Genomic DNA, 22,929 nt, shown 5'->3' with positions numbered 1-22,929 from the left:
GGATTCGAACTCGCGACCCCTTGCACCCCATGCAAGTGCGCTACCAGGCTGCGCTACACGCCGAAGAATTCAATTATATACAGCTTTTTGCTCTCAAATAGAAAGCAGCGCACGAATCTGCAAAAGCTCCTCGCGCACGGCCTCCGGCTCCAGCGGAACGCTGACCGCGGCATCGCCACCGAGCAGCGGCGCGGCAGCCGGCGCCGACACCACGACACCGGCCTGCAGCGCGGGAACCACGGCAGACCCCGAGGCCTCACGCAGGCGGTTGCGCGCGCCGTTGATGGTGAAGCCCTGTTCGTACAGCAGCTCGCGGATGCGCCGGATCATCAGCACTTCGTGGTGCTGGTAGTAGCGGCGGTTGCCGCGCCGCTTCATGGGGCGCAGCTGCGTGAACTCCTGCTCCCAGTAGCGCAGCACATGCGGCTTGACGTCGCACAGATCCGCGACCTCACCGATGGTGAAGTAGCGCTTGGCGGGAATCTGGGGCAGAAGTGAAGCCATGGCAAATGTGGATGAAGTCAGGATGTGCAATGCCGCTGGCGCGCGGACGCCGATCCGGGAAGAAGGCCGAGCCTACTGCACAGCTCGCCTGCAGGCCAGCACCCTGTCGTAAAAACAGCCCATCCACCGCGAGGCAGACAGGCTGGCGACAGCTGGCCATGCAGGCCCGGGCAGGCTTTCCTCAGGCCTGGGAGCCCGATGTGCCTTCCTGGATCTGCTCCTTGAGCTTGCTGCTCGCATGGAAGGTCACGACGCGGCGCGCCTCGATCGGAATGGCCTCGCCCGTGCGCGGATTGCGCCCCGGACGCGGCGCCTTGGTGCGGATCTGGAAGTTGCCGAAGCCCGACAGCTTCACATCCTCGCCCGACACCAGGCTTTGCGAGACCAGCTCGAAGAACGCATCCACCATTTCCTTGGATTCGCGCTTGTTCAGGCCGATCTCGTCGAACAGCAGATCCGCCAGCTGCGCCTTGGTCAGCGCAGGCGAATCAAGACTTTCCACCGCCAGTTCCATCACAGGATCTCCTTTCACGGCATGCACCCTCCATCATGCGCGCAGGCGCGCACCCAGACGCTGCTGCAGCTGCTCGAGCACGGCCTGCACGGCCTGCTCGATCTGCACATCCGTCAGCGAGCTGTCGTCATGGCCCAGCGTCAGGCGCACGGCCAGGCTCTTTTCGTCCTGCGCCAGCGCGCCCGGAGCCGCTGTCTCGCCGGCCTTGAGCGCCTTGGGACGGAACACATCGAACAGCACGGCAGAGCGCAGCAGGCCGCCGGTCTGGGCAGCCTCCACCGCCTGCATGAGCTGGGCATGCGTGGTCTTTTCGTTCACGACCACGGCAATGTCGCGCTCCACGGCCTGGTGCTTGGCCACGGGCTTGAACACCGGCACCTCGCGCGCCAGCACGGCATCGAGCTCCAGCTCGAACAGCACGGGCGCCTGGGCCAGATCCCATTGCTGGCGCCACTGGGGATGCAGCTCGCCTATGAAGCCGATGGACTGGCCATCGAGCAGCACGCGTGCGCAGCGGCCCGGGTGCATGGCCGGATGCTCGGCCGGCTCGAACACAGGCTTGCGCGGCGCCAGCAGCGCCTCGACATCGCCCTTGACGTCGTAGAAGTCGACCTTGGTCTCGCCACGAGCCCATTGCAGCTGCTCGGCAGCTCCCCAGGCCAGGCCCGCCACGCGCATGGGCTGGTAGAAGCCCTTGACCGTGGTGTCGCTGTCAACAACGCTGTCATCCTTGAGGAAGACACGGCCCAGCTCGAACACGCGCACGCGCTCGGCCTTGCGGTCGGCATTGAACTTGAGCACCTGCATGAGCGAGCCGATGAGGCTGGAGCGCATCACGCTGAGCTGGCTTGCGATGGGGTTGAGCAGCTGGATGGGATTGGCGTTGCCAGCCAGATCCTTCTCCCACGCGGCTTCCACAAAGCTGAAGTTGATGGTTTCCTGGTAACCCAGATCGGCCAGCGCGCGGCGCACGGCGAACTGGCTGCGGCGGTTTTCGGCGCGCAGCTTGGGCGCAATGGGCGCCAGCGGCTTGGTCGTGGGCAGGTTCTCGTAACCCACCATGCGCGCCACTTCCTCGATCAGGTCTTCCTCGATGTTGATGTCGAAGCGGAAGCTGGGCGGCGTGACGGTGAGCACGCCATCGCCCTGCTCCACCGGCAGGCCCAGGCCGGCCAGCGCATCGTGGCATTGCTGCTGCGTGAGCGGCATGCCGATGACCTTGGCCGCACGCGCCACGCGCAGCGTGACGGGCTTGGGCTGGGGCATATTGGACTTCTGGTCGTCGACGGGGCCGCAGACGGTCTCGGGCGTGCCGCAGATCTGCAGCACCAGTTCCGTGATGCGCTCGATGTGCTCGACGGTCAGCTCGGGATCAACACCCCGCTCGAAGCGGTGGCCCGCATCGGTGGAGAAGTTGTAGCGGCGCGAACGGCCGGCAATCGACTTGGGCCACCAGAATGCGGCCTCGATGTAGATGTGGCGCGTGTCGTCGGACACGGCCGTGGCGTCGCCGCCCATGATGCCGGCCAGCGATTCGACTTCGCGCTCATCGGCGATCACGCCCACCTGGCCATCCACGGTGACGGTATTGCCGTTGAGCAGCTTGAGCTGCTCGCCTTCCTTGCCCCAGCGCACCTGCAGGCCGCCGTGGATCTTGTCCAGGTCAAAGATGTGGGAGGGGCGGCCCAGCTCGAACATCACATAGTTGGAGATGTCCACCAGCGGCGCCACGCTGCGCTGGCCGCAGCGCGCCAGGCGATCGACCATCCACTGCGGCGTCTTCGCCTGGGTGTTGACGTTGCGTACCACGCGGCCCGAGAAGCGGCCGCACAGGTCGGGCGCCTCGATCTTCACGGCCAGCCTGTCCTGCACACCCACCGCAGCAGGCGTGAACGACTGGGGCTTGAGCGGCGCACCGGTCAGCGCAGCCACTTCGCGCGCCACACCATAGACGCTCAGGCAATGCGCCAGGTTGGGCGTGAGCTTGAGCGTGAACAGGGTGTCATCCAGGTTCAGGTATTCGCGGATGTTCTGGCCCAGGGGCGCGTCCAGCGGCAGCTCCATCAGGCCGCCATGGTCCTCGGACAGCTTGAGTTCGCGCGCCGAGCACAGCATGCCGAAGCTCTCCACGCCGCGCAGCTTGCCGATCTTGATGAGGAAGGGCTTGCCGTCTTCACCGGGTGGCAGCTCGGCGCCCACCGTGGCGCAAGGCACGCGGATGCCCACGCGCGCGTTGGGCGCGCCGCAGACGATGGTCAGCAGTTCGGGCCCGCCCACATCGACCTGGCACACGCGCAGGCGATCGGCATTGGGATGCTGCTCGGCAGCCTTGATCTCGCCGACGACGATCTTGGTGAACGGCGGTGCCACGGGCTCCAGCTCCTCCACCTCCAGGCCGGCCATGGTCAGGGTGTCGGCCAGTTCTTGGGTGGTCAGCGGCGGATTGCAGAACTCGCGCAGCCAGGATTCGGGAAATTGCATATCAGACTCTTTGGCGTTGGTTCGGTCCGCGCGCCACGGCGCTGGCGGACCCCATGAACGTATTGACGACTCTCATTCCAAGCCCCCGAACAGCCTGACCATGCGACTGGCGTGGTTCAGGCCGGAGACGCCGAGCAAGAGCAGCCTCGCGGCGAGGGCGTCGTCCCCCTCCCAGGGGGATGGCGCGCAGCGCCTCAGGGGGCGGTCCATTTCTAACGGAATTGCGACAGGAAGCGGATATCGCCGTCAAAAAACAGACGCAGATCGTTGACGCCATAGCGCAGCATGGTCAGGCGGTCAGGACCCATGCCAAAGGCAAAGCCGATGTACTTCTCAGGATCCAGCCCCATGTTGCGCACCACGTTGGGGTGCACCTGGCCGGATCCGGCCACCTCCAGCCAGCGGCCGGCCAGCGGGCCGCTCTGGAACTGGATATCGATCTCGGCGCTGGGCTCGGTGAAGGGGAAGAAGCTGGGACGGAAGCGCAACACCAGGTCGTCGCTCTCGAAGAAGGTCTTGCAGAAGTCGGTGAAGACCACCTTCAGATCCTTGAAGCTGACGTTCTCGCCGATCCACAGGCCTTCGCACTGGTGGAACATGGGCGAGTGCGTGGCATCGCTGTCCACGCGGTAGGTGCGGCCCGGCGCGATCACGCGGATCTCGGGCATGCCCTGGCCGGCGTCCAGCCGCTCACGGTATTTCTTGACGTGCTGCACGGCATGGCGCACCTGCATGGGGCTGGTGTGCGTGCGCAGCAGATTGGGGGCCTGTTCCGTGCCGCCTTCCACGTAGAAGGTGTCGTGCATGGAACGGGCGGGATGGTCTTCGGGCGTGTTCAGCGCCGTGAAGTTGAACCAGTCGGACTCGATCTCGGGGCCCTCGGCCACATCGAAGCCCATGGAGCCGAAGATGCCCTCGATGCGCTCCAGAGTCAGCGACACGGGGTGCAGGCCGCCCTGGCCACGGCGACGGCCCGGCAAGGTCACATCCAGCACCTCGGCCTTCAGGTGGGCCTGCAGTTCGGCATCGGCCAGGGCCTTGCGGCGCGCGGTCAGGGCGGCCTCGATGCCTTGCTTGGCCACGTTGATGGCGGCTCCGCGCGACTTCTTCTCTTCGACGGAAAGCTGCGCCATGCCCTTCATGAGCTCGGTCACCTTGCCCGACTTGCCCAGAAACTGCGCCTTGGCGTTTTCCAGATCAGCGGGGGTTTGTGCCTGCGCGAACAATTGCTGCGCGCTTTCGACCAGAGAATCCAACTCGTTCATATCGACTCTTTATCGACTGTGAAAAGAAACAAGGGCTAGCAGCCTTTTCAAGCCCTAGCCCTTGCTGTTTGCGCTGCAAGCCATCACGAGGATGGCCACAGACCGTTATCTCAAGCAGCCAGCTTGGCCTTGACTTGATCAACGATGCTGCTGAAAGCAGCCTTGTCGTGCACCGCGATATCGGCCAGCATCTTGCGGTCGATCTCGATGGCTGCCTTCTTCAGGCCGTTGGCGAACTGGCTGTAGGTCAGGCCCAGTTCACGTGCAGCGGCGTTGATACGGGCGATCCACAGACGGCGGAACACGCGCTTCTTGGCACGGCGGTCACGGTAGGCATATTGCCCAGCCTTCATCACCGCCTGCTTGGCGATGCGGAAGACATTGCCGCGGCGGCCGCGGAAACCCTTGGAAAGGGCCAGAACTTTTTTGTGACGGGCGCGGGCCGTTACACCACGTTTGACGCGAGGCATGTGTTTTCTCCTTGTTCGTCAGTGAATTACAGGCCAGCCATCGGCAGCATCTGTGCGATCGAGCCCATGTTGGTCTCATGCACAGCCACTGCACCACGCAGGTGACGCTTGTTCTTGGTGGTCTTCTTGGTCAAGATGTGACGCTTGAAGGCTTGACCGCGCTTGACGGTGCCACCGGGACGAACGCGAAAACGCTTCTTCGCGCTGCTCTTGGTCTTCATTTTGGGCATTTGAATGCTCCTGTTGTTTGTGCTCGTGAGGCGGCTCGCAACACTGCGCGCACTTGCTGGCCCCGAGACACTTCTGTGCCAGCCCGGAGGCCGGCAAGAACAAGGGACATGGATACCATGTCCCTTGCATCGCACGCCCCGCGCAATCGACTCGCGCAAGGCCTGCAAATTCTGTCGCCCCTCAGCGAAGGGCGAAACCGCGATTATGCCTTATCAGCCACCGCAGGTGCAGCAGAAACCTCTGCTTGCGGTTTGCCACCGGTGGTGGGCTTCTTGCGCGCAGGGGCGATCATCATCACCATCTGGCGGCCTTCGAGCTTGGGGAACTGCTCCACCTGGATGGAGTCCGCCAGATCGTCACGCAGACGGTTCAGCAGGTCCAGACCGATCTGCTGGTGCGTGATTTCACGGCCGCGGAAACGCAGCGTGATCTTGCACTTGTCACCATCGGCCAGGAATCGGCGGATGTTGCGCAGCTTGATGTTGTAGTCGCCGTCGTCGGTACCAGGGCGGAATTTCACTTCCTTGATTTCAATGACGGTCTGCTTGGCCTTGGCTTCGGCAGCCTTCTTCTGTTCAAGGTACTTGAACTTGCCATAGTCCATCAACCGGCAGACAGGCGGAGTGGCCGTGGCGGCGATTTCCACCAGGTCCACGTCCAACTCGCCCGCCATGCGCAGCGCTTCCTGCAGAGGCACGATGCCCAGCGGCTCGTTCTCCGGGCCGGACAGACGCACTTCAGGCGCCATGATTTCACGGTTGAGACGATGCTTGCGCTCTTCACGGTGGCGCCGATCACGAAATTCAGTAGCTATGGTTCTCACCCTTGGATTTAAGTTGCTACAACAGCGTAGCCGCTTGTGTGCAGTACACGCCAAACGGCTAACGCCTGTGGAGATGCTCCGTCAGGCCTTCGCCGCGATGTCCTTGGCCACGAGTTCAATGAACGCGTCGACCGACATCACTCCGAGGTCCTTGTTGCCCCGTGCGCGCACTGCCACTGCACCAGCGGCCTTCTCCTTGTCGCCTGCAACAAGGATGTAAGGCAGCTTTTGCAACGAATGCTCCCGTATTTTATACGTAATCTTTTCGTTGCGCAGATCTGTCGCCACCCTAAGGCCTTGATTCGGAAATGCTTTTTGCAGCTTTTGCGCGACTTCCCGCACATAGTCCGCCTGCGCGTCAGTGATATTGAGCACGGCCGCCTGCACAGGAGCCAGCCATGTCGGCATGGCACCGGCATGCTGCTCGATGAGGATGCCGATGAAACGCTCCAGGCTGCCGACGATGGCACGGTGCAGCATCACGGGGCGATGGCGATCGCCGTCTTCACCCACGTATTCCGCATCCAGGCGCTCGGGCATGGAGAAGTCGACCTGGATGGTGCCGCACTGCCACTGGCGACCGATGGCGTCCTTGAGCGTGTACTCGATCTTGGGACCGTAGAACGCGCCATCGCCGGGCGAGATCACGTACTCGCAGCCCGAAGCCTCCAGGCTGTTGATCAGCGCGGCCTCCGCCTTGTCCCAGCTTTCATCGGAGCCGATGCGCGCCTCGGGGCGCGTGGCAACCTTGTAGATGATGTCGCTGAAACCGAAGTCCGCGTAGACCTTTTGCAGCAGCGTGGTGAAGGCCAGCACTTCGGGCTGGATCTGGTCTTCGGTGCAGAAGACGTGGCCGTCATCCTGCGTGAAGCCGCGCACGCGCATGATGCCGTGCAGGCCGCCCGTGGGCTCGTTGCGGTGGCACTGGCCGAATTCGCCGTAGCGCAGCGGCAGGTCGCGGTAGCTCTTGATGCCCTGCTTGAAGATCAGGATGTGGCCGGGGCAGTTCATCGGCTTGAGCGCGTAGTCGCGCTTTTCCGACTCGGTCGTGAACATGTTCTCGCGGTACTTGTCCCAGTGGCCGGTCTTCTCCCACAGGGTCTTGTCCAGGATCTGCGGACCCTTGACCTCCTGGTAGCCGTTGTCGCGGTACACGCGGCGCATGTACTGCTCGACCTCTTGCCACAAAGCCCAACCCTTCGGATGCCAGAACACGGTGCCTGGCGAATGCTCGTCGATGTGGAACAGATCCAGTTCACGGCCCAGCTTGCGGTGGTCGCGCTTTTCGGCCTCCTCCAGCATGTGCAGGTACTGCTGCAGGTCGTCCTTGGTAGCCCAGGCCGTGCCGTACACGCGCTGCAGCATCTCGTTGCGATGGTCACCGCGCCAGTAGGCGCCAGCCACCTTCATCAGCTTGAAGAACTTGAGCTTGCCGGTGCTCGGCACGTGCGGGCCGCGGCACAGATCCTCGAAACCGCCTTCGCGGTACAGGCTCACATCCTCGTTCGAGGGGATGCTGGCGATGATCTCGGCCTTGTAGTTCTCGCCCATGCCCTTGAAGTAGGCCACGGCCTCGTCGCGCGGCAGCACGCGGCGCACCACGGGCTCGTCCTTGGCAGCCAGCTCGGCCATGCGTTTTTCGATGGCGACCAGATCCTCGGGCGTGAAAGGACGCTTGTACGAGAAGTCGTAGTAGAAGCCGTTCTCGATGACGGGGCCGATGGTGACCTGGGCGTCAGGAAACAGATCCTTGACGGCATAGGCCAGCAAGTGGGCCGTCGAATGACGGATCACGTCCAGGCCATCTGCATCCTTGGCCGTCACGATGGACAGGGGCATGTCCTTGTCGATCACAAAGCTGGTGTCCACCACCTTGGCGTCGTCGCCCGTGCCAACCTTGCCAGCCAGTGCAGCCTTGGCAAGGCCCGTGCCTATCGATGCAGCCACTTCGGCCACGGTGACCGGACCGGGATACTCGCGTTGCGAACCATCGGGAAGCGTAATGTGGATCATGGGATTCCTAAAAATATTTCTCAGGGGGTGCGCCATCCCCCAAAAGCAAAAAAGCGCGGAGCCGGGTCCGCGCTTTGTTGGGGTCGAGTGAATCTCGTGCAGGCGCGAACCGCCAGCCGCTAGCGGCCGGTGTACATCTCCGATGTAGTTCGCGGTGTCATAACCATGATGCCTTTCTCGCCCTTGTCAGTTGAAAACTCCTTGCATTTTAACCCCAGCAAAGAAAAAGCGCCCGAAGCACAAGGCCCCGGACGCTTTCTCACCCCTATCTACCTGAAGTTGCACTCACCGAAGCCGCGCTTCAGTGGAATTGCTCCTCTTCCGTGGAGCCGGTCAGTGCCTTGACGCTGGACGAGCCACCCTGGATCACCGTGGTCACGTCGTCGAAGTAGCCTGCACCCACTTCCTGCTGGTGCGACACGAAGGTGTAGCCTTGTTCGCGGGCTGCGAATTCGGGCTCCTGCACCATGTTCACGTAGTGCTTCATGCCTTCGCCGTTGGCGTAGGCGTGGGCAAACTTGAAGGTGTTGAACCAGTTGATGTGGATGCCGGCCAGCGTGATGAACTGGAACTTGTAGCCCAACGCAGACAGCTCTTCCTGGAAGGAGGCAATCTGGCTGTCGTTGAGGTTCTTCTTCCAGTTGAACGAGGGCGAGCAGTTGTAGCTCAGCAGCTTGCCTGGGCAGGCACCATGCACGGCCTGGGCGAACTCGCGGGCAAAGCCGATGTCAGGCACGCCGGTTTCGCACCACACCAGGTCTGCATAGGGTGCGTAGGCCACGCCGCGGCTGATGGATTGCTCCATGCCGTTCCTGACCCGGTAGAAGCCTTCCTGCGTGCGCTCGCCGGTCAGGAACGGCTTGTCGTTGGCGTCATGGTCGGAGGTGATCAGGTTGGCGGCTTCAGCATCGGTACGGGCCAGCACGATGGTGGGCACGCCCATCACGTCGGCGGCAAAGCGCGCGGAGATCAGCTTCTCGACGGCTTCCTGGGTAGGCACCAGCACCTTGCCACCCATGTGGCCGCACTTCTTCACGGCGGCCAGCTGGTCCTCGAAGTGCACGCCTGCCGCGCCAGCGGCAATCATGTTCTTCATCAGCTCGAACGCGTTGAGCACGCCGCCGAAGCCGGCTTCGGCATCCGCCACGATGGGCAGGAAGTAGTCGATGAACTCCTTGTCGCCGGGGTTGATGCCACGGCTCCACTGGATTTCGTCGGCGCGCTTGAAGGTGTTGTTGATGCGGCGCACCATGGTGGGCACCGAGTCATAGGCGTACAGCGACTGGTCGGGGTACATGGTTTCGCTGGTGTTGCCGTCGGCAGCCACCTGCCAGCCCGACAGGTACACCGCTTCCAGGCCGGCCTTGGCCTGCTGCATGGCCTGGCCCGCAGAGATGGCGCCAAAGGCATTCACGTAGCCTTTCTTGGCACCGCCGTTGATCCTGTCCCAGAGCAGTTCCGCGCCGCGCTGGGCCAGAGTGTATTCAGGCTGCAGGCTGCCGCGAAGACGCACCACGTCAGCGGCGCTGTAGCCACGCTTGACACCCTTCCAACGGGGGTTCTGCGCCCAGTCTTTCTCAAGGGCGGAAATCTGTTGTTCGCGGCTCAGTTGCTGGGTCAGGGATTGGGGCATGTTGCTCTCCTGGGAGGTTGTTGAAACAAGCGGCTTTCTTGCGTCGGCCTTGGGATCAAATTTAAGTCTTATAGAAGACCCGATCAACATCTTGTGTCTTATACAAGACTAAATTTTTCTTCATAAAAATCAACAGCTTATTTTCATATTTTCCAATGTGAAATTGCATTTCTCGTATTGAGAAAAAATGGCGCAACGCAGCAATTCATTTTTTCACAATGCAAAAAGAAGATTCCATGCAGTGAAAAATTGCCACAGCATGGCAAGCATTCGCGACACAGGTATGTCACGGGTGCCTGCCGTGCCCGCAGGTACCATCGCGCGTTCAGGCAGCGCTACCGCCGCCCCAAACTCCACAAGCCGTGAACACCTCCCATCGCAGATCTGCCTATGCCTGCCTGGCGCTGAGCATGTCCCTGGTCGGCAGCTATGTCGCCCTATCCAAGCCCTTGGCCGCCATTTTTCCGGTGCTGTTGCTGGCCTGGCTGCGCTTTGGCATAGGAGCCATCGCCATGCTGCGATGGCTGCGCAAGCCGGCTGACGAGGCTCCCTTGCCGCGCCGCACACAAGGACTGCTGTTCCTGGAATCGTTGTTCGGCAACTTCCTTTTCACCATCTGCATGGTTACCGGCGTCAGCCTGACCAGCGCCGTCACGGCAGGCGTGACCATGGCCGCCATTCCGGCCGCCGTGGCCTTGATGAGCTGGCTGTTCCTGCGCGAGTGCGTGGCCGCGCGCACCTGGCTGGCCATTGCACTGGCTGTGACCGGCATAGGCTTGTATGCACTGTCGCGCCCCGACGCGGGCACCGCGGCAGTCTCTTCGACCTCGTCGCAGGCATGGCTGGGGCAGATGCTGCTCGTCGGCGCCGTGCTTTGCGAGGCGTTTTACGCCGTGATCGGCAAGCGCCTGACCACATCCCTGGGGCCCAAACGCATCACATCCATCGTCAACCTCTGGGGATTTGCGCTGTCAACTCCCTTCGGGCTGTATCTGGCCTGGCACTTCGACTTCGGCAGCGTGCAATGGAGCATCTGGGGACTGCTGCTGTTCTACGCCCTGGCTGCCTGCGTGTGGACCGTATGGCTGTGGATGACGGGCCTGCGCAGCGTGCCAGCCTCGCAGGCGGGCACTTTCACGGTTTTGCTGCCGATCAGCGCCGCCTTGGTCGGCATGTGCGTGCTGGGCGAACGGGTCACATCCATGCAGGCGCTGGCCTTCGCGATCGCCCTGCTGGGCATTTTTGTGGCTACCTGGCCCGCCCGAAAACTCTCTTCGGAACCTTCTTCCACAAGCGAGGCCCGCCCCCTCTGAAAGCGCTGACTCCGACGGCCCTCCAGCCATGGCGGCCCCCCGAAAGGGAGCAGGAATGCAAAAACTCTTCAAAAAACAGCGCCACAGCAACAAATCGAGGCAAAAATTTGACGGGTGAGCTTGGAAGACCGTTTTTTTCCCATTAGCATCAGCCTGCCAGTGGATAGCGACGGTTTTTCGCTGGTAAAGAATCCACTCCATACTAGGAACAAGCAACATGGCAACTGCAAAGAAGGCAACGGCTGCTCCGGCAGCTCCCGCAAAGAAGCGCACTCCCAACGCCGCCTTCATGAAACCCCTCACCCCCAGCCCCGCTCTGGCTGCCGTGGTGGGTTCCACCCCCCTGCCCCGCACCGAGATCATCAGCAAGCTGTGGGTCTACATCAAGGCCAACAAGCTGCAAGACGCTGCCAACAAGCGCATGATCAACGCTGATGCCAAGCTCAAGGAAGTGTTCGGCAAGCCCCAAGTCTCGATGTTCGAGATGGCTGGCCTGATCGGCAAGCACGTCAAGTAATCCCCGGGCCTGCCCCACGGATGAAAGCCGGCCCATGGGCCGGCTTTTCTTTTTTCCGGATGTCTGCCACCGGCGATGCGCCATCGCCCACCCTCCAATGCCATGAGCCAAGTGCCCGCACTGCAAGCCGTTCCCGACGGCATCATCAATCTGGCCGACCACGAGATCCAGGCGCGGCAGCGGTTGGACGACAACGCCTGGGCCTACTTCTCGGGCGGCGCGGCCGATGAACACAGCCTTGCCGCCAACCGCAGCGCCTGGGATGCGCTCACGTTGTGGCCACGCGTACTCAGGCCTCTTGCAGGGGGAAACACACGGCTGCAACTGCTGGGGCGAGAGCTGGCCTGCCCCCTGCTGGTCGCCCCCATGGCCTTCCAGCAAATGGCGCATGCCGACGCAGAGCTTGCAACAGCCTATGCGGCTGCGGCGCTGGGCGCGGGCATGGTGCTCAGCACCCAGGCCAGCCTGCCGCTGGAGACTGTGGCGAAGGCCGCACAGCTCACGCCGACCCGCGGGCCGCTATGGTTCCAGCTGTACCTGCAGCACGACCGGGGCTTTACCAGGCAATTGATCGAACGGGCCGAGGCGGCAGGCTACGAAGCGCTGGTGCTGACGGTGGACGCCCCCGCCAGCGGCGTACGGGACCGTGAACGCCGCGCGCGCTTTAGCCTTCCCGCCGGCATTTCTGCCGTCAATCTGCAGGGCCTGGCTCCATCTCCGGCCGTCCGGCTCACACCGGACCAGAGCGCACTGTTCGACGGCCTGCTGCAGCATGCGCCCACCTGGGATGACGTTGCCTGGCTGCAGCAGCAGACGCGCCTGCCAGTGCTGCTCAAGGGGGTGCTGCATCCGGCTGACGCGCTGCAGGCGGCGAGATCGGGCGTGGCAGGCATCATTGTTTCCAACCACGGGGGACGCACGCTGGATACCGTTCCCGCAACGGCCACCGCACTGGCGCGCGTCACCAAGGCCTTGCGCAACTCGGGCCATGCGCTCCCTGTGCTCGCCGACGGCGGCATACGGCGAGGCACCGATGTGCTCAAGGCCATCGCTCTCGGTGCAACGGCTGTGCTGATAGGCCGCCCGATAATCTGGGGTCTGGCCAATGCAGGTGCCGCTGGCGTGGCCCACGTGCTGAGGCTGCTGCGCGACGAACTGGAGGCCGCCATGGCCCTGACAGGCTGTGCAACCCTCGCGCAGGCCACTATGGAACTGCTGGATACTGAGTAAAGCGCAAGGCCATACAGCCCTACAGACAACCAAGAATTGCAAATGCGATGAATTCTCATTTATAATTTTTCATCTCATCAATAGCCAGCCATTACTGCCTGTAGCCATGATCGTCTGTGTATGTCGCCGGGTTTCCGACCGTGAGATCGCACGCCACGCTCACGCTGGCATGAGCTTTGACGAAATCCAATTCGAATTGGGTATCGCCATGCAGTGCGGCCGGTGCGAGAGTTGTGCCCGGGATGTGGTGGCGCAATGCTGCGCAACCCAGCCCGTGGCGGCCATACACAACGAGATCGCGGCCCAGACCGTCCAGCTTGCCAACAATATCCTGGAGAGCAAAGCATGGTCCTCCTCTCAGCACTTGTCGGCAGCCTGATCCTCGTCGTTACATGCACCTGGTGGATCCTGCGCAGCTGATACTCCGTCTTCCGAGCGACAGCACCCGGCACCTATCCGCTGTCAGCTCCTTCTGTCTCTATGTCCCAGTCTGATCGTTTTGGCCCCCCCGGGGGCCTTGGCCGTAACGTGGCCATCGCGGGTTCGGTCGTGGTCTTGCATGCAGCAACCCTCTGGGCGATGCAGCATGGCCTGCTCCAGCGCGCCCCCGAAGAGGTCATCGTGCCAGCCCAGGTGATCGCGGAATTCATTTCGCCACCCGCGCCCGAGCCCGAGGCCCCCAAGCCACCTCCGCCGCCACCGCCCCCCCCCAAGCCACAGCCGGTCGTGAAGAAGGCGCCGCCTCTGCCCAAGGCCATTGCCGATCCCAAGCCGGCACCTGCGGCGCCGCGAGGCACGCTGGAAGACGAGCCCAAGCCCGTGGTGGAGGCACCGCCGACCCCCCCGGCACCGCCCGCCCCACCTGCCCCGCCCGCGCCTCCTGCCCCTCCGGCACCGCCCAAGATCGAGCTGCCATCCAACAATGCCGCCTACCTGAACAACCCGGCGCCCAACTACCCTGCCATCAGCCGGCGCATGGGCGAGCAGGGAACCGTGATGCTGCGCATCTTCGTGGATGCGCAAGGCCTGCCTCAGAAGATCGAGGTCAGCAAATCCAGCGGCTACGACCGTCTGGACCAGCAGGCCGTGGACGGCGTCAAGAACTGGAAGTTCGTCCCCGGCAAGAGCAACGGCACGCCAACCCCCATGTGGGTTACGGTCCCGGTCAAATTCACCCTCAATTGATTCTCAGGAGTATCCATGGATTCCCAATTCGGCATTGCCCACGTCTGGACGCAGGGAGACTTCGTCACCCGTGCCGTCGCCGTCATCCTGCTGGCCATGTCGGTGGCCTCTTGGCTGGTGATGATCATCAAGGCCCTGGACATCGTGAAGTTCAAGAAGTACGCCCGCAACGCCCAGGACTTCTGGCACAGCCCCGACCTGGCCAGCGGCCTGGAAAAGCTCGGCAATGACCGATCCAACCCCTTCCGCTACCTGGTGCTCGAAGGCCGCGAAGCCACTGCCCACCACCGCAAGACCAGCGCCCACCTGCACGACACGCTTGACATCAGCGACTGGGTGACCCGCTGCATGCGCAACGGCATCAGCGAGTTCACGGCCCGCCTGCAATCGGGCCTGGCCATTCTGGCCTCCGTGGGCTCTACAGCTCCCTTCATCGGCCTGTTCGGCACCGTCTGGGGCATCTACCACGCACTGGTCGCCATCGGCCTGTCGGGCCAGTCCTCCATCGACAAGGTGGCAGGCCCCATCGGCGAGGCGCTGATCATGACGGCCCTGGGTCTGGCCGTGGCCATTCCGGCCGTGCTCGGCTACAACGCCGTGGTGCGTGGCAACAAGTCCATCCTCAACGCACTCAACAGCTTTGCCCACGACATGCACGCCTACTTCGTGACCGGCGCCCGTGTGTCCATCGACGGCAAGGAAGCCGGCAATGTGCTGCCGCTGAAGAAAGGCGCGTAAGCCATGGCATTCGGAACAATGGATGATGACGGCGAAGAGGTGATGAACGAGATCAACATGACGCCGCTGGTCGACGTCATGCTGGTGCTTCTGATCATCTTCATCATCACCGTGCCGGTGATGAAGCATTCGGTGAACGTGGACCTGCCCCGCGCCACCAACCAGCCCGAAGACGTCAAGCCCGCCACCGTGCGCCTGGCCGTGTCCGCTGATGGCCAGTACCACTGGAATGGCGTGGCCGTGAGCGATACGCAGTTCGAGGAAAACCTCAAGGCCGAGGCAGCCAAGGAGCCGCAACCCGACCTGCACATCCAGGGCGACAAGGAAGTGCGCTACGAGCGTGTTGCCCAGGCCATGGCCGCCGCCCAGCGTGCCGGCGTGCGCAAGATCGGCTTTGTGACGGACCCCGTCAAGTAGGCCGCGAGAGCGGCATTCGTTGCCTGGCGCTCAGCGACAACGGCCCTTCGGGGCCGTTTTCCATTGCGGCCCGCTCTTGGAACAAGCTCGCGAGGTGATCAGGCGTTCGGTCGTTCGGGGGGCAGAAACCACAATGAGAGTAAGTCTCACTTGATTTTCAATTGAGAATTGTTATCATTCACAAAACTTTCCAATTTTTGAGGAATTCCCTGCATGTCTGCCACTTCCGCCGCCACCTCGCATCTGTCCGGCAACTCCACAGCCCAGGCCTTTGCAGCGCTGCAGGCCGCAGCATCCGCAGCCCTCAGCGGGGCCGCCAGCGGACTCGACAGCACCTTGCTGCTCAATGGGCAAAAGGCTGTGACCATCGTGCACAACGGCACACCCTATCGTCTGCAGGCCACCAAGCTGGGCAAGCTCATCCTGACCAAATAACCAAGGTTGCAGCCGTCGGCGGGTCATGTTTGGGTCCGCTGACCGCTTCTTTGTTTCATCGTGGGGCGACCTTGGGGCTTCCAGTCCCAAAGGTCGATTAGCCAGCCAACAGAATCTTCGGATTTTGCGTAGCCAAGCATTTTTTCCCTGCGCTGCAATGTGGATCGCTTCAAAGAAAAAGCCCCTGTACCTCAGTACAGGGGCTTTTTCTTTGCCTCATGAATCGGCCCAAAAGGCAGATTCATGCAGGGTGCATCAGGGGCTTTTACAGACCCAGAGCCGCAATGCCGGCGCTGGCCACCTGGGCATCCTCATTGGCCTTGACGCCGCTGACGCCCACGGCACCCAGGCACTGGCCGTCCTTCATGATGGCCACGCCGCCTTCGAGCAGGCCGTCCACCGTGGGGGCGCTCAGGAAGGCCGTACGGCCGTTGTTGATCATGTCTTCATAGCCCTTGGTGTCGCGGCGGCCCAGGGCAGCCGAACGGGCCTTGGACGGAGCGATATGGGCCGAGACTGCGGCGGCACCATCGAGGCGCTGCAGCCACAGCAGGTGACCGCCGTCATCGACGATGGCAATGGTCACGGCCCACTTGTTCTTCAGCGCCTCGGCCTCTGCGGCGGCGGCAATGGCCTTCACGTCGGCCAGTTCGAGTTCATGCTTGGTCTTCATAAGATTGCAGTTATCCATTCCATCACAAATGTCCTATAAGCATAGCAATCGTATGAGGACTGACAATGCATGCGCAGAACAAAACATTCGAAACCAAACCATGGCAGAGGCTCGGGGTATTGCAAGCGGCGCGCGAGCCGCCACCTAGAATGGGCAAGTCGCAACAACACTCCTTCGGAGGACTGGCCACATGAATGATCAAGTCACCACACTGGGCTCTGCGGGCTACGGTGTCTCGCAGCAAGAGCGCAATCGCGTATTGCGCAACACCTACTGGCTGCTGGCCCTGAGTCTTCTCCCCACCGTGCTGGGCGCTTGGCTGGGCGTGGCCACGGGCATCACGCGCTCGCTGAGCGGCGGTCTGGGGCTCATCGTCTTCCTGGGCGGCGCCTTCGGCTTCATGTTCGCCATCGAGAAGACAAAGCACTCGGCAGCCGGCATTCCCGTGCTCCTGGGCTTCACGTTCTTCATGGGCCTGATGCTGTCGCGCATGATCGGCATGATCCTGGGCTTCAAGAACGGCTCCGAGCTGATCATGACCGCCTTTGCAGGCACGGCCGGCGTGTTCCTGGTCATGGCCTCGCTGGCCACGGTGATCAAGCGCGACCTGTCGGGCATGGGCAAGTTCCTGTTCGTGGGCGTGCTGGTGCTGTTCGTGGGCTCCATCATCAACGTCTTCATCGGCTCCACGGCCGGCATGATGGCGATCTCGGTGGCGGCCATCGGCATCTTCAGCGCCTACATGCTCTATGACCTCAAGCAGATCATGGACGGCGGCGAGACCAACTACATCAGCGCCACGCTGGCCCTGTACCTGGACCTGTTCAACGTGTTCCAGAGCCTGCTGGCCCTGCTGGGCATCATGGGCGGCGAACGCGACTGATGCCGCACGCGCCAAGGCTGCGCCTTGCGTGCTGCAACACCAAAGGCCTCCTTCGGGAGGCCTTTTGCATGTCCGGGATCATCATTCGTGCAAGGCGGGCTCAACTTTTTCCGGGTCGTGCCGATAATCTCGTCAAGATGACCATGCCTAATCTTCCCCGCACCTTCGCCATCCTGCTGCTGCCCACGCTGCTTGCCGGCTGCAAGCTGGATGATATTCCGGGCCTGGGGCCGGACCCCCGCGCCGTCGCCAAGGAGGCCGAGGCCAAGGCCATTGGCGGGGCCTGCCGCCATGCCCTGCGCGGGCTGGAGGACTGCTACACGCTCAACCCCAAATCGCCCAAGGCCCTGGTGTTCGCAGGCTGGAAGGATATGGACGAGTACATGCGCGCCAACAAGATTGAGGGCACGCCTTCGGTCCTGGGCCAGAGTGACCGCCGCCGCAGCGACAAGGAAGATGTGCCTGCCGAGCCTTCGGCAGGACGCAATCGCAGCTGATCCGGCAGGCATCCGGATCCGGCCGCAAAAAAGCCGTGGCGCCCTCAGGCGGCCACGGCTTTTTCATGCAGGGCCTGAGGGGCCGCCGTCAGTCCACGCGACGCTCGAACACCGCCATGCTCTCCACATGGGCCGTGTGCGGGAACATGTTGACCACGCCGGCCGAAACACAGCGATAGCCGGCCAGGTGCACCAGCAGACCGGCATCGCGCGCCAGCGTGGCGGGATTGCAGCTGACATAGACGATGCGCTCTGGAAAGCGCCAGTCCTCATGCCCTGCCGGCAGGGGCTCGGCGCCTTCGGCGCCGATGCGCGCCTGGTGGATGTCGGCCAGGGCCTTGGACAGCGCAAACGCTCCCTCGCGCGGCGGATCGACCAGCCACTTGCCGGCGACGCCGTCGGCGAACAGCATCTCGGGCGTCATCTCGAACAGGTTGCGCGCCACAAAGCGCGTGGGCGCGAGCTTGTCGCCCTCCGCCCGCTGCGCGTTGTTGGCCGCGTAGTTTTCATGGGAGCGCTTGACCAGGGTGTCGCTGCCCTCGATGCCCAGCACCTCGCGCGCCTGCGTGGCCAGGGGCAGGGTGAAGTTGCCCAGACCGCAGAACCAGTCGATCACGCGCTCATCCTTCTTGACATCCAGCAAGCGCAGCGCGCGCGTGACCAGCACGCGGTTGATGTGCGGATTGACCTGGGTGAAGTCCGTGGGCTTGAACGGCATGGTGATGCCGAAATCAGGCAGGCCGTAATCGAGCTGGGCGCCTCCCTGCTCCATAAGGTGCACGGTGTCCGGGCCCTTGGGTTGAAGCCACCACTGCACGTTGTGCTCGGCCGCGAAAGCGCGGAGCCGGGCCTGATCGTCCTCGGACAGCGGCTCCAGGTGGCGCAGCACCAGGGCCGTGACGGAGTCGCCGCAGGCGACCTCGATCTGCGGGCAGGTTTCGCGCGCATCCATGGAGGCGATCAGCGCGCGCATGGGCAGCAGCATGGCATCCACATGGGGCGGCAGTACCTTGCAGGTTTCCATGTCGGCGATGTAGCGGCTCTTGCGCTCGTGAAAGCCCACCAGCACCTTGCCCTTCTTGGCCACGTAGCGCACCGACAGGCGCGAGCGGAAGCGGTAGCCCCACGACGGACCTTCGATGGGGCGCAGCAGCGTCTCGGGCCTGACCTTGGCCAGATGCCAGAGGTTGTCCTCCAGCACGCGCTGCTTGATGGCCACCTGGGCAGCGACGTGCAAATGCTGCATCTTGCAGCCGCCGCAGGCGCCGGCATGCAAGCCGAAGTTGGGGCAGCCGGGGCGCACGCGCTGGGAGGATTCGCGGTGGATGGCCGTCAGGCTGGCGGCTTCCCAGTTGTTTTTCTTGCGATGGGTGTTGGCGCTGACCAGCTCGGTCGGCAGGGCGCCGTCGATGAATACCACCTTGCCATCGCTCTTGCGGGCCACGCCCTGGGCGTCCATATCCATGGACAGCACCTGCAGCCAGCCTTCGGGCAGTGCAGGGGCGTCGGCGTCGGCTTCGGGCAGGTTGTCGGGGATCTTGTTGTCGCGGGGTTCACTCATGGGGCCAGATTGTCTCAGGCTCTCCGATTGCCCTGGTGGCGCGCCCCCAAAAAAGCCCCGAACTCGCTTTTGCCCCTCAGGAGCGCGGCGTGCTGCTGCGGCCCAGGTCCCGCTGGCGCTCCTGGCGCGCCCGGGCCAGTTGCTCGCGTTCGGCCAGCAGGTTGATTTCGGTGATGCAGTTGAATTCGTCCAGCGTGAACACCATGGTGGCGCCGCGCTCGATCTTGTCCACGGTCTGGTGCAGCGGCAAGGTCAGGTCCACCGGCGGGCGGTTGGAGCGGTAGATCAGTTCCTGCTCGGGCGTGTAGACGGAATAGCAGGCGGCAGACGCAGCCTGCGCCAGCGCGCAGGCGGCCAGCACGGTGATGGCACGCAGGTTTTGCACAGCAGTCATGGTGTTCCCCTCAAAACGGCGGCCCGCCTGTGTATGTACTGGGTGGCAGGCCAGGCTGCCCAGCATTATGGAGCAGCACATGCCGCGCCCCGCCAGGTGCCGCCTCCGCGCTGCAGCCGGTTTTGATTTTTCAGCTTTCTCAAATTTCTCTCTTGACAGAAATTTCAGACCTGCAGACACTGAAGCCATGCAACTGAGTCCCATCGCACACCGTTTCATCCACCATTGGGGCGACATGGGCAGCTCCTGGGGAGTGAACCGCACGGTCGCCCAGATCCACGCCCTGCTGTTTTTCCATGGCCGCCCGCTCAATGCGGAAGAGATTGCCGGCACGCTGGGCGCCGCTCGCTCCAACGTGAGCAACAGCCTCAAGGAACTGCAGGACTGGGAGCTGATCCGCACCAGCCGCAGGCCCGGCGATCGCCGCGACTACTTCGAGACCTCGTCCGATGTCTGGGAGCTGCTGCGCACCATCGTGCGAGAGCGCAAGCAGCGCGAGTTCGACCCGACCTCCGAGATGCTGCGCGAACTGATCGCCGAGCCCGGTTTCGATGCCGAATCCCCCGACACCCAGGACCGCGTGCACGAGACGCTGCGCCTCATGGAGTCGCTGGGCATCTGGACCGACGAGATGCTGCGGCTGTCGCCCTCCACGCTGGACAAGCTCCTGCGCCTGGGCGCCAGCGTGCAGCGCTTCGTGCGCTCCGAGGCCGCTGACACCCGTGTCAAGCGCGGACGCTGAGCCTGAAATTTCCGTCACAAGAGAAACTGGAGGTCACCATGCGCATTCTGGTCTGCGGCGGCAACGGCTTCATCGGCCGCCATATCGTCAACCTGCTGGCACTGGCCGGCCACGACCCCGTGGCGCGCAGCCGCCATTCACTGCCTGCGCTCGACTACGCCAAGGCCACCACGCCCGACGCCTGGCTGCCGCACCTGGCGGGCGTGGATGCCGTGGTCAATGCCGTGGGCGTGCTGCGCGACAGCGCCTCCCGGCCCATCGATGCCATGCATGCCAAGGCCCCCATCGCCCTGTTCGATGCCTGCGCGGCAGCCGGCGTGCGGCGCGTGGTGCAGATCTCTGCCCTGGGCATAGAAGGCAGTGCCACGCGCTACGCCACCACCAAGCGCGCCGCTGACGAGCATCTGCTGGCACTCACGGCAGCCGGACATCTGCAAGGCTGCGTGGTCCGCCCCAGCGTGGTGTTCGGCGCTGGCGGCGCCAGCAGCGAGATGTTCCTGTCCATGGCGCGCCTGCCGGCGCTGCTGCTGCCGCGCCCCGTGCTGCAGGCCCGCGTGCAGCCGGTAGCCGTGCGCGACCTGGCCGAGGCCGTGGCCGGCCTGGTGACGCGCCCCGAGCCCGTGGGCATGATCGAGATCGGTGGCCCCCTGCCCTTGCCGCTAGCCGCACTGATTGCCAGCCTGCGCGCGCAGATGGGCCGCGCTCCGGCCCGCGTGGGCACCCTGCCCGGCTGGCTCACCCGCGCCAGCGCACGCGCTGGCGACTGGGTCAGCGCCTCACCGTGGTGCAGAGAGACACTGGCCATGCTGGCCAGCGACAACGTCACCGATCCGGCTGGCCTGCAAGGCCTGCTGGGCCGGCCCGGCGTTGCGCCCTCCCAACTGCTGTCCACCTTGCGCCATGGATGAGCGCCGCTCTCGCACCGTTCCAGCGCCGCTGCGCACCATGCACTTGAGCCTGATCGCCGTCTGGCTGGGCACGGCCCTGGTCAGCGCCATCGAGCACCGCAGCCTGAGCGTGCAGGTGCTGGCCGATGCCGGCATCCACGATGCGCGCTGGCAGACATACCTGATCTGGAGCGGCCTGCTCGCCGACCTGGCCGTGGGCATGGCGCTGTGGCTGCGGCCGGGCCGGGAGAGCTATCTGGCGGCTTTGCTGCTGATGGCTGCAATGACGGTGCTGGCCACGGTGCTGCAGCCCACGCTGTGGCTGCATCCGCTGGGGCCGCTGCTCAAGAACCTGCCGATCGCAGCCATGCTGCTGCACCTGATGTCGGCGCCCGTCACGTCCAAGGAGTCCGCATGAATCTCTACCTGTTGCTCAAGACGCTGCATATCGCGTCCAGCGTGCTGCTGGTCGGCACCGGCCTGGGCTCGGCCTTCTACATGTTCTTCGCCAACCGCAGCGGCAGCGTCGCTGCGCAGGCCGTGGTCAGCCGCCTGGTGGTGCGTGCGGACTGGTGGTTCACCACGCCCTGCGTGGTCATACAGCCTGTGAGCGGCATTGCCCTGGCCCACATGGCGGGCTGGCCGTTGACCACGCCGTGGCTGGCACTGTCGCTGGGCCTGTACCTGCTGGCCGGCGCCTGCTGGCTGCCCGTGGTCTGGCTGCAGGTGCGCATGGCCGCCATGGCGCGCGGCGCGCACGCAGCGCATGCCGCCCTGCCCGCGCTGTATGCCGTCTACGCCCGGCGCTGGGAGGCGCTGGGCTACCCGGCCTTCATCGCCATGGCCGTGACCTACTACCTCATGGTCAACAAGCCGATGCTCTGGGGCGGTTGAGCATCGGCAGTGCCTTCAGTGCCTGGCCTCAGAGCTTGGCCTCAGAGCTTGGCCTCAGAGCTTGGCAATGGACACTTCGGTGGACTTGACCAGGGCCACCACGTCGGAGCCCACGACCAGGCCCAGCTCGTCCACCGAGCGCGTGGTGATCACCGAGGTGACCACGCCCCAGGGCGTTTGCACATCGACTTCGGAGACAACGTCACCACGGATGATTTCGCGCACCTGGCCCTTGAACTGGTTGCGCACGTTGATGGCTTGAATGGACATGTTTTTCTCCTGGGGATCAAAAGGAATCAAAGGAAGGTTGGGGAAAACGAAAAGTCAGACCGCCCAGCGCAGGCCATGGGCCGGTACGCCGGGCCAGGCCGTGGTGTCGGTCAGCGGGTTGGATTCGGGCTCGGCGGCGGGCTTTTGCAGCACGCGGTCGAGAATGCGTTGCTCAATGGCCGCCAGCGCCACGCTGCCGTGCACGCGCGGCCGTGGCAGGGCGATGCGTTCATCCAGCGCAATGCGGCCGTCCTCGATCAGCACCACGCGGTCGGCCAGGGCCACGGCCTCCTGCACGTCATGCGTGACCAGCAGGGCCGTGAAGCCGTGGCGCTGCCACAGGCCTTCGATCAGGCGGT

At 63.7% G+C, this 22,929-nt stretch carries 27 protein-coding genes and 1 pseudogene; 14 read left to right on the top strand and 14 right to left on the bottom strand.

Going from position 1 to position 22,929, the window contains the following annotated elements; genetic code table 11:
* Positions 1–93 precede the first annotated feature (93 nt).
* From L995_RS23920 to aceA, 9 genes are all read right to left on the bottom strand, one after another.
* On the bottom strand, positions 94–504 hold the full coding sequence (locus L995_RS23920) for a MerR family transcriptional regulator (protein ID WP_047473935.1): 411 nt from the start codon (positions 502–504) through the stop codon (positions 94–96).
* A gap of 181 nt (positions 505–685) precedes the next feature.
* The gene (locus L995_RS23915; RefSeq protein ID WP_016448314.1) at positions 686–1,018 is read right to left on the bottom strand and encodes an integration host factor subunit alpha; all 333 of its coding nucleotides are present in this window, start codon (positions 1,016–1,018) and stop codon (positions 686–688) included.
* Positions 1,019–1,051: 33 nt separating this feature from the next.
* Positions 1,052–3,499 carry a phenylalanine--tRNA ligase subunit beta gene (gene pheT / locus L995_RS23910; RefSeq protein WP_047473934.1) on the bottom strand — a complete coding sequence of 816 codons (2,448 nt, stop codon included), beginning with the start codon at positions 3,497–3,499 and terminating at the stop codon, positions 1,052–1,054.
* Positions 3,500–3,711: 212 nt separating this feature from the next.
* Positions 3,712–4,764 (bottom strand): phenylalanine--tRNA ligase subunit alpha, encoded by a 1,053-nt coding sequence (pheS, locus tag L995_RS23905; protein WP_012206411.1) that lies wholly within the window; start codon positions 4,762–4,764, stop codon positions 3,712–3,714.
* Positions 4,765–4,874: 110 nt separating this feature from the next.
* On the bottom strand, positions 4,875–5,234 hold the full coding sequence (gene rplT / locus L995_RS23900) for a 50S ribosomal protein L20 (RefSeq protein WP_012206412.1): 360 nt from the start codon (positions 5,232–5,234) through the stop codon (positions 4,875–4,877).
* A 26-nt stretch (positions 5,235–5,260) separates the two neighbouring features.
* Entirely contained in the window at positions 5,261–5,464 is a 204-nt protein-coding gene (rpmI, locus tag L995_RS23895; protein WP_046240115.1) for a 50S ribosomal protein L35, read from the bottom strand.
* Positions 5,465–5,667: 203 nt separating this feature from the next.
* A complete protein-coding gene (gene infC / locus L995_RS23890) occupies positions 5,668–6,288 on the bottom strand; it encodes a translation initiation factor IF-3 (RefSeq protein ID WP_074923479.1) in 621 nt (206 codons plus the stop codon).
* An 81-nt stretch (positions 6,289–6,369) separates the two neighbouring features.
* A complete protein-coding gene (gene thrS / locus L995_RS23885; protein WP_016448317.1) occupies positions 6,370–8,301 on the bottom strand; it encodes a threonine--tRNA ligase in 1,932 nt (643 codons plus the stop codon).
* Positions 8,302–8,602: 301 nt separating this feature from the next.
* The gene (aceA, locus tag L995_RS23880; protein ID WP_016448318.1) at positions 8,603–9,934 is read right to left on the bottom strand and encodes an isocitrate lyase; all 1,332 of its coding nucleotides are present in this window, start codon (positions 9,932–9,934) and stop codon (positions 8,603–8,605) included.
* Positions 9,935–10,296: 362 nt separating this feature from the next.
* Here aceA and L995_RS23875 point away from each other — a divergent pair, with 362 nt between their 5' ends.
* The 8 genes from L995_RS23875 to L995_RS23840 all read left to right on the top strand — a co-directional run bounded on the left by L995_RS23875 (position 10,297) and on the right by L995_RS23840 (position 15,769).
* Positions 10,297–11,247 carry a DMT family transporter gene (locus tag L995_RS23875; protein WP_047473933.1) on the top strand — a complete coding sequence of 317 codons (951 nt, stop codon included), beginning with the start codon at positions 10,297–10,299 and terminating at the stop codon, positions 11,245–11,247.
* Positions 11,248–11,464: 217 nt separating this feature from the next.
* Positions 11,465–11,764 carry an SWIB/MDM2 domain-containing protein gene (locus L995_RS23870; protein WP_012206418.1) on the top strand — a complete coding sequence of 100 codons (300 nt, stop codon included), beginning with the start codon at positions 11,465–11,467 and terminating at the stop codon, positions 11,762–11,764.
* A gap of 102 nt (positions 11,765–11,866) precedes the next feature.
* Complete coding sequence (locus L995_RS23865) at positions 11,867–12,994, top strand: alpha-hydroxy acid oxidase (protein ID WP_047473942.1); 1,128 nt, start codon at positions 11,867–11,869, stop codon at positions 12,992–12,994.
* Positions 12,995–13,100: 106 nt separating this feature from the next.
* Positions 13,101–13,373, top strand: coding sequence for a (2Fe-2S)-binding protein (locus L995_RS23860; RefSeq protein ID WP_016448321.1), 273 nt, complete (start codon positions 13,101–13,103; stop codon positions 13,371–13,373).
* A gap of 101 nt (positions 13,374–13,474) precedes the next feature.
* Positions 13,475–14,179: an energy transducer TonB gene (locus tag L995_RS23855; RefSeq protein ID WP_047473932.1), complete on the top strand. Its 705-nt coding sequence runs from the start codon at positions 13,475–13,477 to the stop codon at positions 14,177–14,179.
* A gap of 15 nt (positions 14,180–14,194) precedes the next feature.
* Complete coding sequence (locus tag L995_RS23850) at positions 14,195–14,917, top strand: MotA/TolQ/ExbB proton channel family protein (protein ID WP_016448323.1); 723 nt, start codon at positions 14,195–14,197, stop codon at positions 14,915–14,917.
* 3 nt (positions 14,918–14,920) lie between these two features.
* A complete protein-coding gene (locus L995_RS23845; protein ID WP_016448324.1) occupies positions 14,921–15,334 on the top strand; it encodes an ExbD/TolR family protein in 414 nt (137 codons plus the stop codon).
* Between the two features lie 213 nt (positions 15,335–15,547).
* Complete coding sequence (locus L995_RS23840; RefSeq protein ID WP_016448325.1) at positions 15,548–15,769, top strand: hemin uptake protein HemP; 222 nt, start codon at positions 15,548–15,550, stop codon at positions 15,767–15,769.
* A 265-nt stretch (positions 15,770–16,034) separates the two neighbouring features.
* On the opposite strand, the gene L995_RS23835 is transcribed toward L995_RS23840, so the two are convergent.
* Positions 16,035–16,442 (bottom strand): GlcG/HbpS family heme-binding protein, encoded by a 408-nt coding sequence (locus L995_RS23835; protein ID WP_017405970.1) that lies wholly within the window; start codon positions 16,440–16,442, stop codon positions 16,035–16,037.
* A gap of 190 nt (positions 16,443–16,632) precedes the next feature.
* Here L995_RS23835 and L995_RS23830 point away from each other — a divergent pair, with 190 nt between their 5' ends.
* Together L995_RS23830 and L995_RS23825 are read left to right on the top strand one after the other, a co-directional pair.
* Complete coding sequence (locus L995_RS23830) at positions 16,633–17,325, top strand: Bax inhibitor-1/YccA family protein (protein WP_012206426.1); 693 nt, start codon at positions 16,633–16,635, stop codon at positions 17,323–17,325.
* A 68-nt stretch (positions 17,326–17,393) separates the two neighbouring features.
* Positions 17,394–17,822, top strand: a complete 429-nt coding sequence (locus L995_RS23825) for a hypothetical protein (RefSeq protein WP_016448327.1) — start codon at positions 17,394–17,396, stop codon at positions 17,820–17,822.
* An 88-nt stretch (positions 17,823–17,910) separates the two neighbouring features.
* Here the strand turns inward: L995_RS23825 and rlmD are convergent, their stop codons facing one another.
* Together rlmD and L995_RS23815 are read right to left on the bottom strand one after the other, a co-directional pair.
* Positions 17,911–19,383, bottom strand: coding sequence for a 23S rRNA (uracil(1939)-C(5))-methyltransferase RlmD (gene rlmD, locus L995_RS23820; protein WP_046240686.1), 1,473 nt, complete (start codon positions 19,381–19,383; stop codon positions 17,911–17,913).
* A 76-nt stretch (positions 19,384–19,459) separates the two neighbouring features.
* Positions 19,460–19,777: a hypothetical protein gene (locus tag L995_RS23815; RefSeq protein ID WP_013801667.1), complete on the bottom strand. Its 318-nt coding sequence runs from the start codon at positions 19,775–19,777 to the stop codon at positions 19,460–19,462.
* Between the two features lie 187 nt (positions 19,778–19,964).
* Here L995_RS23815 and L995_RS23810 point away from each other — a divergent pair, with 187 nt between their 5' ends.
* From L995_RS23810 to L995_RS23795, 4 genes are read left to right on the top strand one after another with little or no spacing between them, the layout of a single operon-like run.
* Complete coding sequence (locus L995_RS23810) at positions 19,965–20,519, top strand: GbsR/MarR family transcriptional regulator (protein WP_034364559.1); 555 nt, start codon at positions 19,965–19,967, stop codon at positions 20,517–20,519.
* Positions 20,520–20,557: 38 nt separating this feature from the next.
* Entirely contained in the window at positions 20,558–21,427 is an 870-nt protein-coding gene (locus L995_RS23805) for an NAD-dependent epimerase/dehydratase family protein (RefSeq protein WP_047473931.1), read from the top strand.
* Positions 21,420–21,824, top strand: coding sequence for a DoxX-like family protein (locus L995_RS23800; protein ID WP_047473930.1), 405 nt, complete (start codon positions 21,420–21,422; stop codon positions 21,822–21,824). The genes L995_RS23805 and L995_RS23800 overlap by 8 nt, the downstream gene beginning before the upstream one ends.
* Complete coding sequence (locus L995_RS23795; RefSeq protein WP_047473929.1) at positions 21,821–22,300, top strand: DUF2269 family protein; 480 nt, start codon at positions 21,821–21,823, stop codon at positions 22,298–22,300. The genes L995_RS23800 and L995_RS23795 overlap by 4 nt, the downstream gene beginning before the upstream one ends.
* Positions 22,301–22,354: 54 nt before the next feature.
* Here L995_RS23795 and L995_RS23790 read toward each other — a convergent pair whose 3' ends face one another.
* Together L995_RS23790 and L995_RS23785 are read right to left on the bottom strand one after the other, a co-directional pair.
* Positions 22,355–22,570: a TOBE domain-containing protein gene (locus L995_RS23790; RefSeq protein WP_012206434.1), complete on the bottom strand. Its 216-nt coding sequence runs from the start codon at positions 22,568–22,570 to the stop codon at positions 22,355–22,357.
* A 54-nt stretch (positions 22,571–22,624) separates the two neighbouring features.
* Positions 22,625–22,929, bottom strand: a pseudogene (locus L995_RS23785) (ATP-binding cassette domain-containing protein); the annotation flags it as partial.

Origin of the sequence: Delftia sp. ZNC0008 (assembly GCF_000799035.1) — a bacterium.
Lineage (GTDB): Bacteria > Pseudomonadota > Gammaproteobacteria > Burkholderiales > Burkholderiaceae_C > Comamonas > Comamonas tsuruhatensis.
Note: the sequence above shows the minus strand (reverse complement) of the source record. Positions and strands in the feature narration are given on the sequence as shown.

Bases quoted from the DNA above. Each gene is read 5' to 3' on its own strand.
- L995_RS23920 (WP_047473935.1), bottom strand. From the start codon at position 504: ATGGCTTCACTTCTGCCCCAGATTCCCGCCAAGCGCTACTTCACCATC.
- L995_RS23915 (WP_016448314.1), bottom strand. From the start codon at position 1,018: ATGGAACTGGCGGTGGAAAGTCTTGATTCGCCTGCGCTGACCAAGGCG.
- pheT (WP_047473934.1), bottom strand. From the start codon at position 3,499: ATGCAATTTCCCGAATCCTGGCTGCGCGAGTTCTGCAATCCGCCGCTG.
- pheS (WP_012206411.1), bottom strand. From the start codon at position 4,764: ATGAACGAGTTGGATTCTCTGGTCGAAAGCGCGCAGCAATTGTTCGCG.
- rplT (WP_012206412.1), bottom strand. From the start codon at position 5,234: ATGCCTCGCGTCAAACGTGGTGTAACGGCCCGCGCCCGTCACAAAAAA.
- rpmI (WP_046240115.1), bottom strand. From the start codon at position 5,464: ATGCCCAAAATGAAGACCAAGAGCAGCGCGAAGAAGCGTTTTCGCGTT.
- thrS (WP_016448317.1), bottom strand. From the start codon at position 8,301: ATGATCCACATTACGCTTCCCGATGGTTCGCAACGCGAGTATCCCGGT.
- aceA (WP_016448318.1), bottom strand. From the start codon at position 9,934: ATGCCCCAATCCCTGACCCAGCAACTGAGCCGCGAACAACAGATTTCC.
- L995_RS23870 (WP_012206418.1), top strand. From the start codon at position 11,465: ATGGCAACTGCAAAGAAGGCAACGGCTGCTCCGGCAGCTCCCGCAAAG.
- L995_RS23865 (WP_047473942.1), top strand. From the start codon at position 11,867: ATGAGCCAAGTGCCCGCACTGCAAGCCGTTCCCGACGGCATCATCAAT.
- L995_RS23860 (WP_016448321.1), top strand. From the start codon at position 13,101: ATGATCGTCTGTGTATGTCGCCGGGTTTCCGACCGTGAGATCGCACGC.
- L995_RS23855 (WP_047473932.1), top strand. From the start codon at position 13,475: ATGTCCCAGTCTGATCGTTTTGGCCCCCCCGGGGGCCTTGGCCGTAAC.
- L995_RS23850 (WP_016448323.1), top strand. From the start codon at position 14,195: ATGGATTCCCAATTCGGCATTGCCCACGTCTGGACGCAGGGAGACTTC.
- L995_RS23845 (WP_016448324.1), top strand. From the start codon at position 14,921: ATGGCATTCGGAACAATGGATGATGACGGCGAAGAGGTGATGAACGAG.
- L995_RS23840 (WP_016448325.1), top strand. From the start codon at position 15,548: ATGTCTGCCACTTCCGCCGCCACCTCGCATCTGTCCGGCAACTCCACA.
- L995_RS23835 (WP_017405970.1), bottom strand. From the start codon at position 16,442: ATGAAGACCAAGCATGAACTCGAACTGGCCGACGTGAAGGCCATTGCC.
- L995_RS23830 (WP_012206426.1), top strand. From the start codon at position 16,633: ATGAATGATCAAGTCACCACACTGGGCTCTGCGGGCTACGGTGTCTCG.
- L995_RS23825 (WP_016448327.1), top strand. From the start codon at position 17,394: ATGTCCGGGATCATCATTCGTGCAAGGCGGGCTCAACTTTTTCCGGGT.
- rlmD (WP_046240686.1), bottom strand. From the start codon at position 19,383: ATGAGTGAACCCCGCGACAACAAGATCCCCGACAACCTGCCCGAAGCC.
- L995_RS23815 (WP_013801667.1), bottom strand. From the start codon at position 19,777: ATGACTGCTGTGCAAAACCTGCGTGCCATCACCGTGCTGGCCGCCTGC.
- L995_RS23810 (WP_034364559.1), top strand. From the start codon at position 19,965: ATGCAACTGAGTCCCATCGCACACCGTTTCATCCACCATTGGGGCGAC.
- L995_RS23805 (WP_047473931.1), top strand. From the start codon at position 20,558: ATGCGCATTCTGGTCTGCGGCGGCAACGGCTTCATCGGCCGCCATATC.
- L995_RS23800 (WP_047473930.1), top strand. From the start codon at position 21,420: ATGGATGAGCGCCGCTCTCGCACCGTTCCAGCGCCGCTGCGCACCATG.
- L995_RS23795 (WP_047473929.1), top strand. From the start codon at position 21,821: ATGAATCTCTACCTGTTGCTCAAGACGCTGCATATCGCGTCCAGCGTG.
- L995_RS23790 (WP_012206434.1), bottom strand. From the start codon at position 22,570: ATGTCCATTCAAGCCATCAACGTGCGCAACCAGTTCAAGGGCCAGGTG.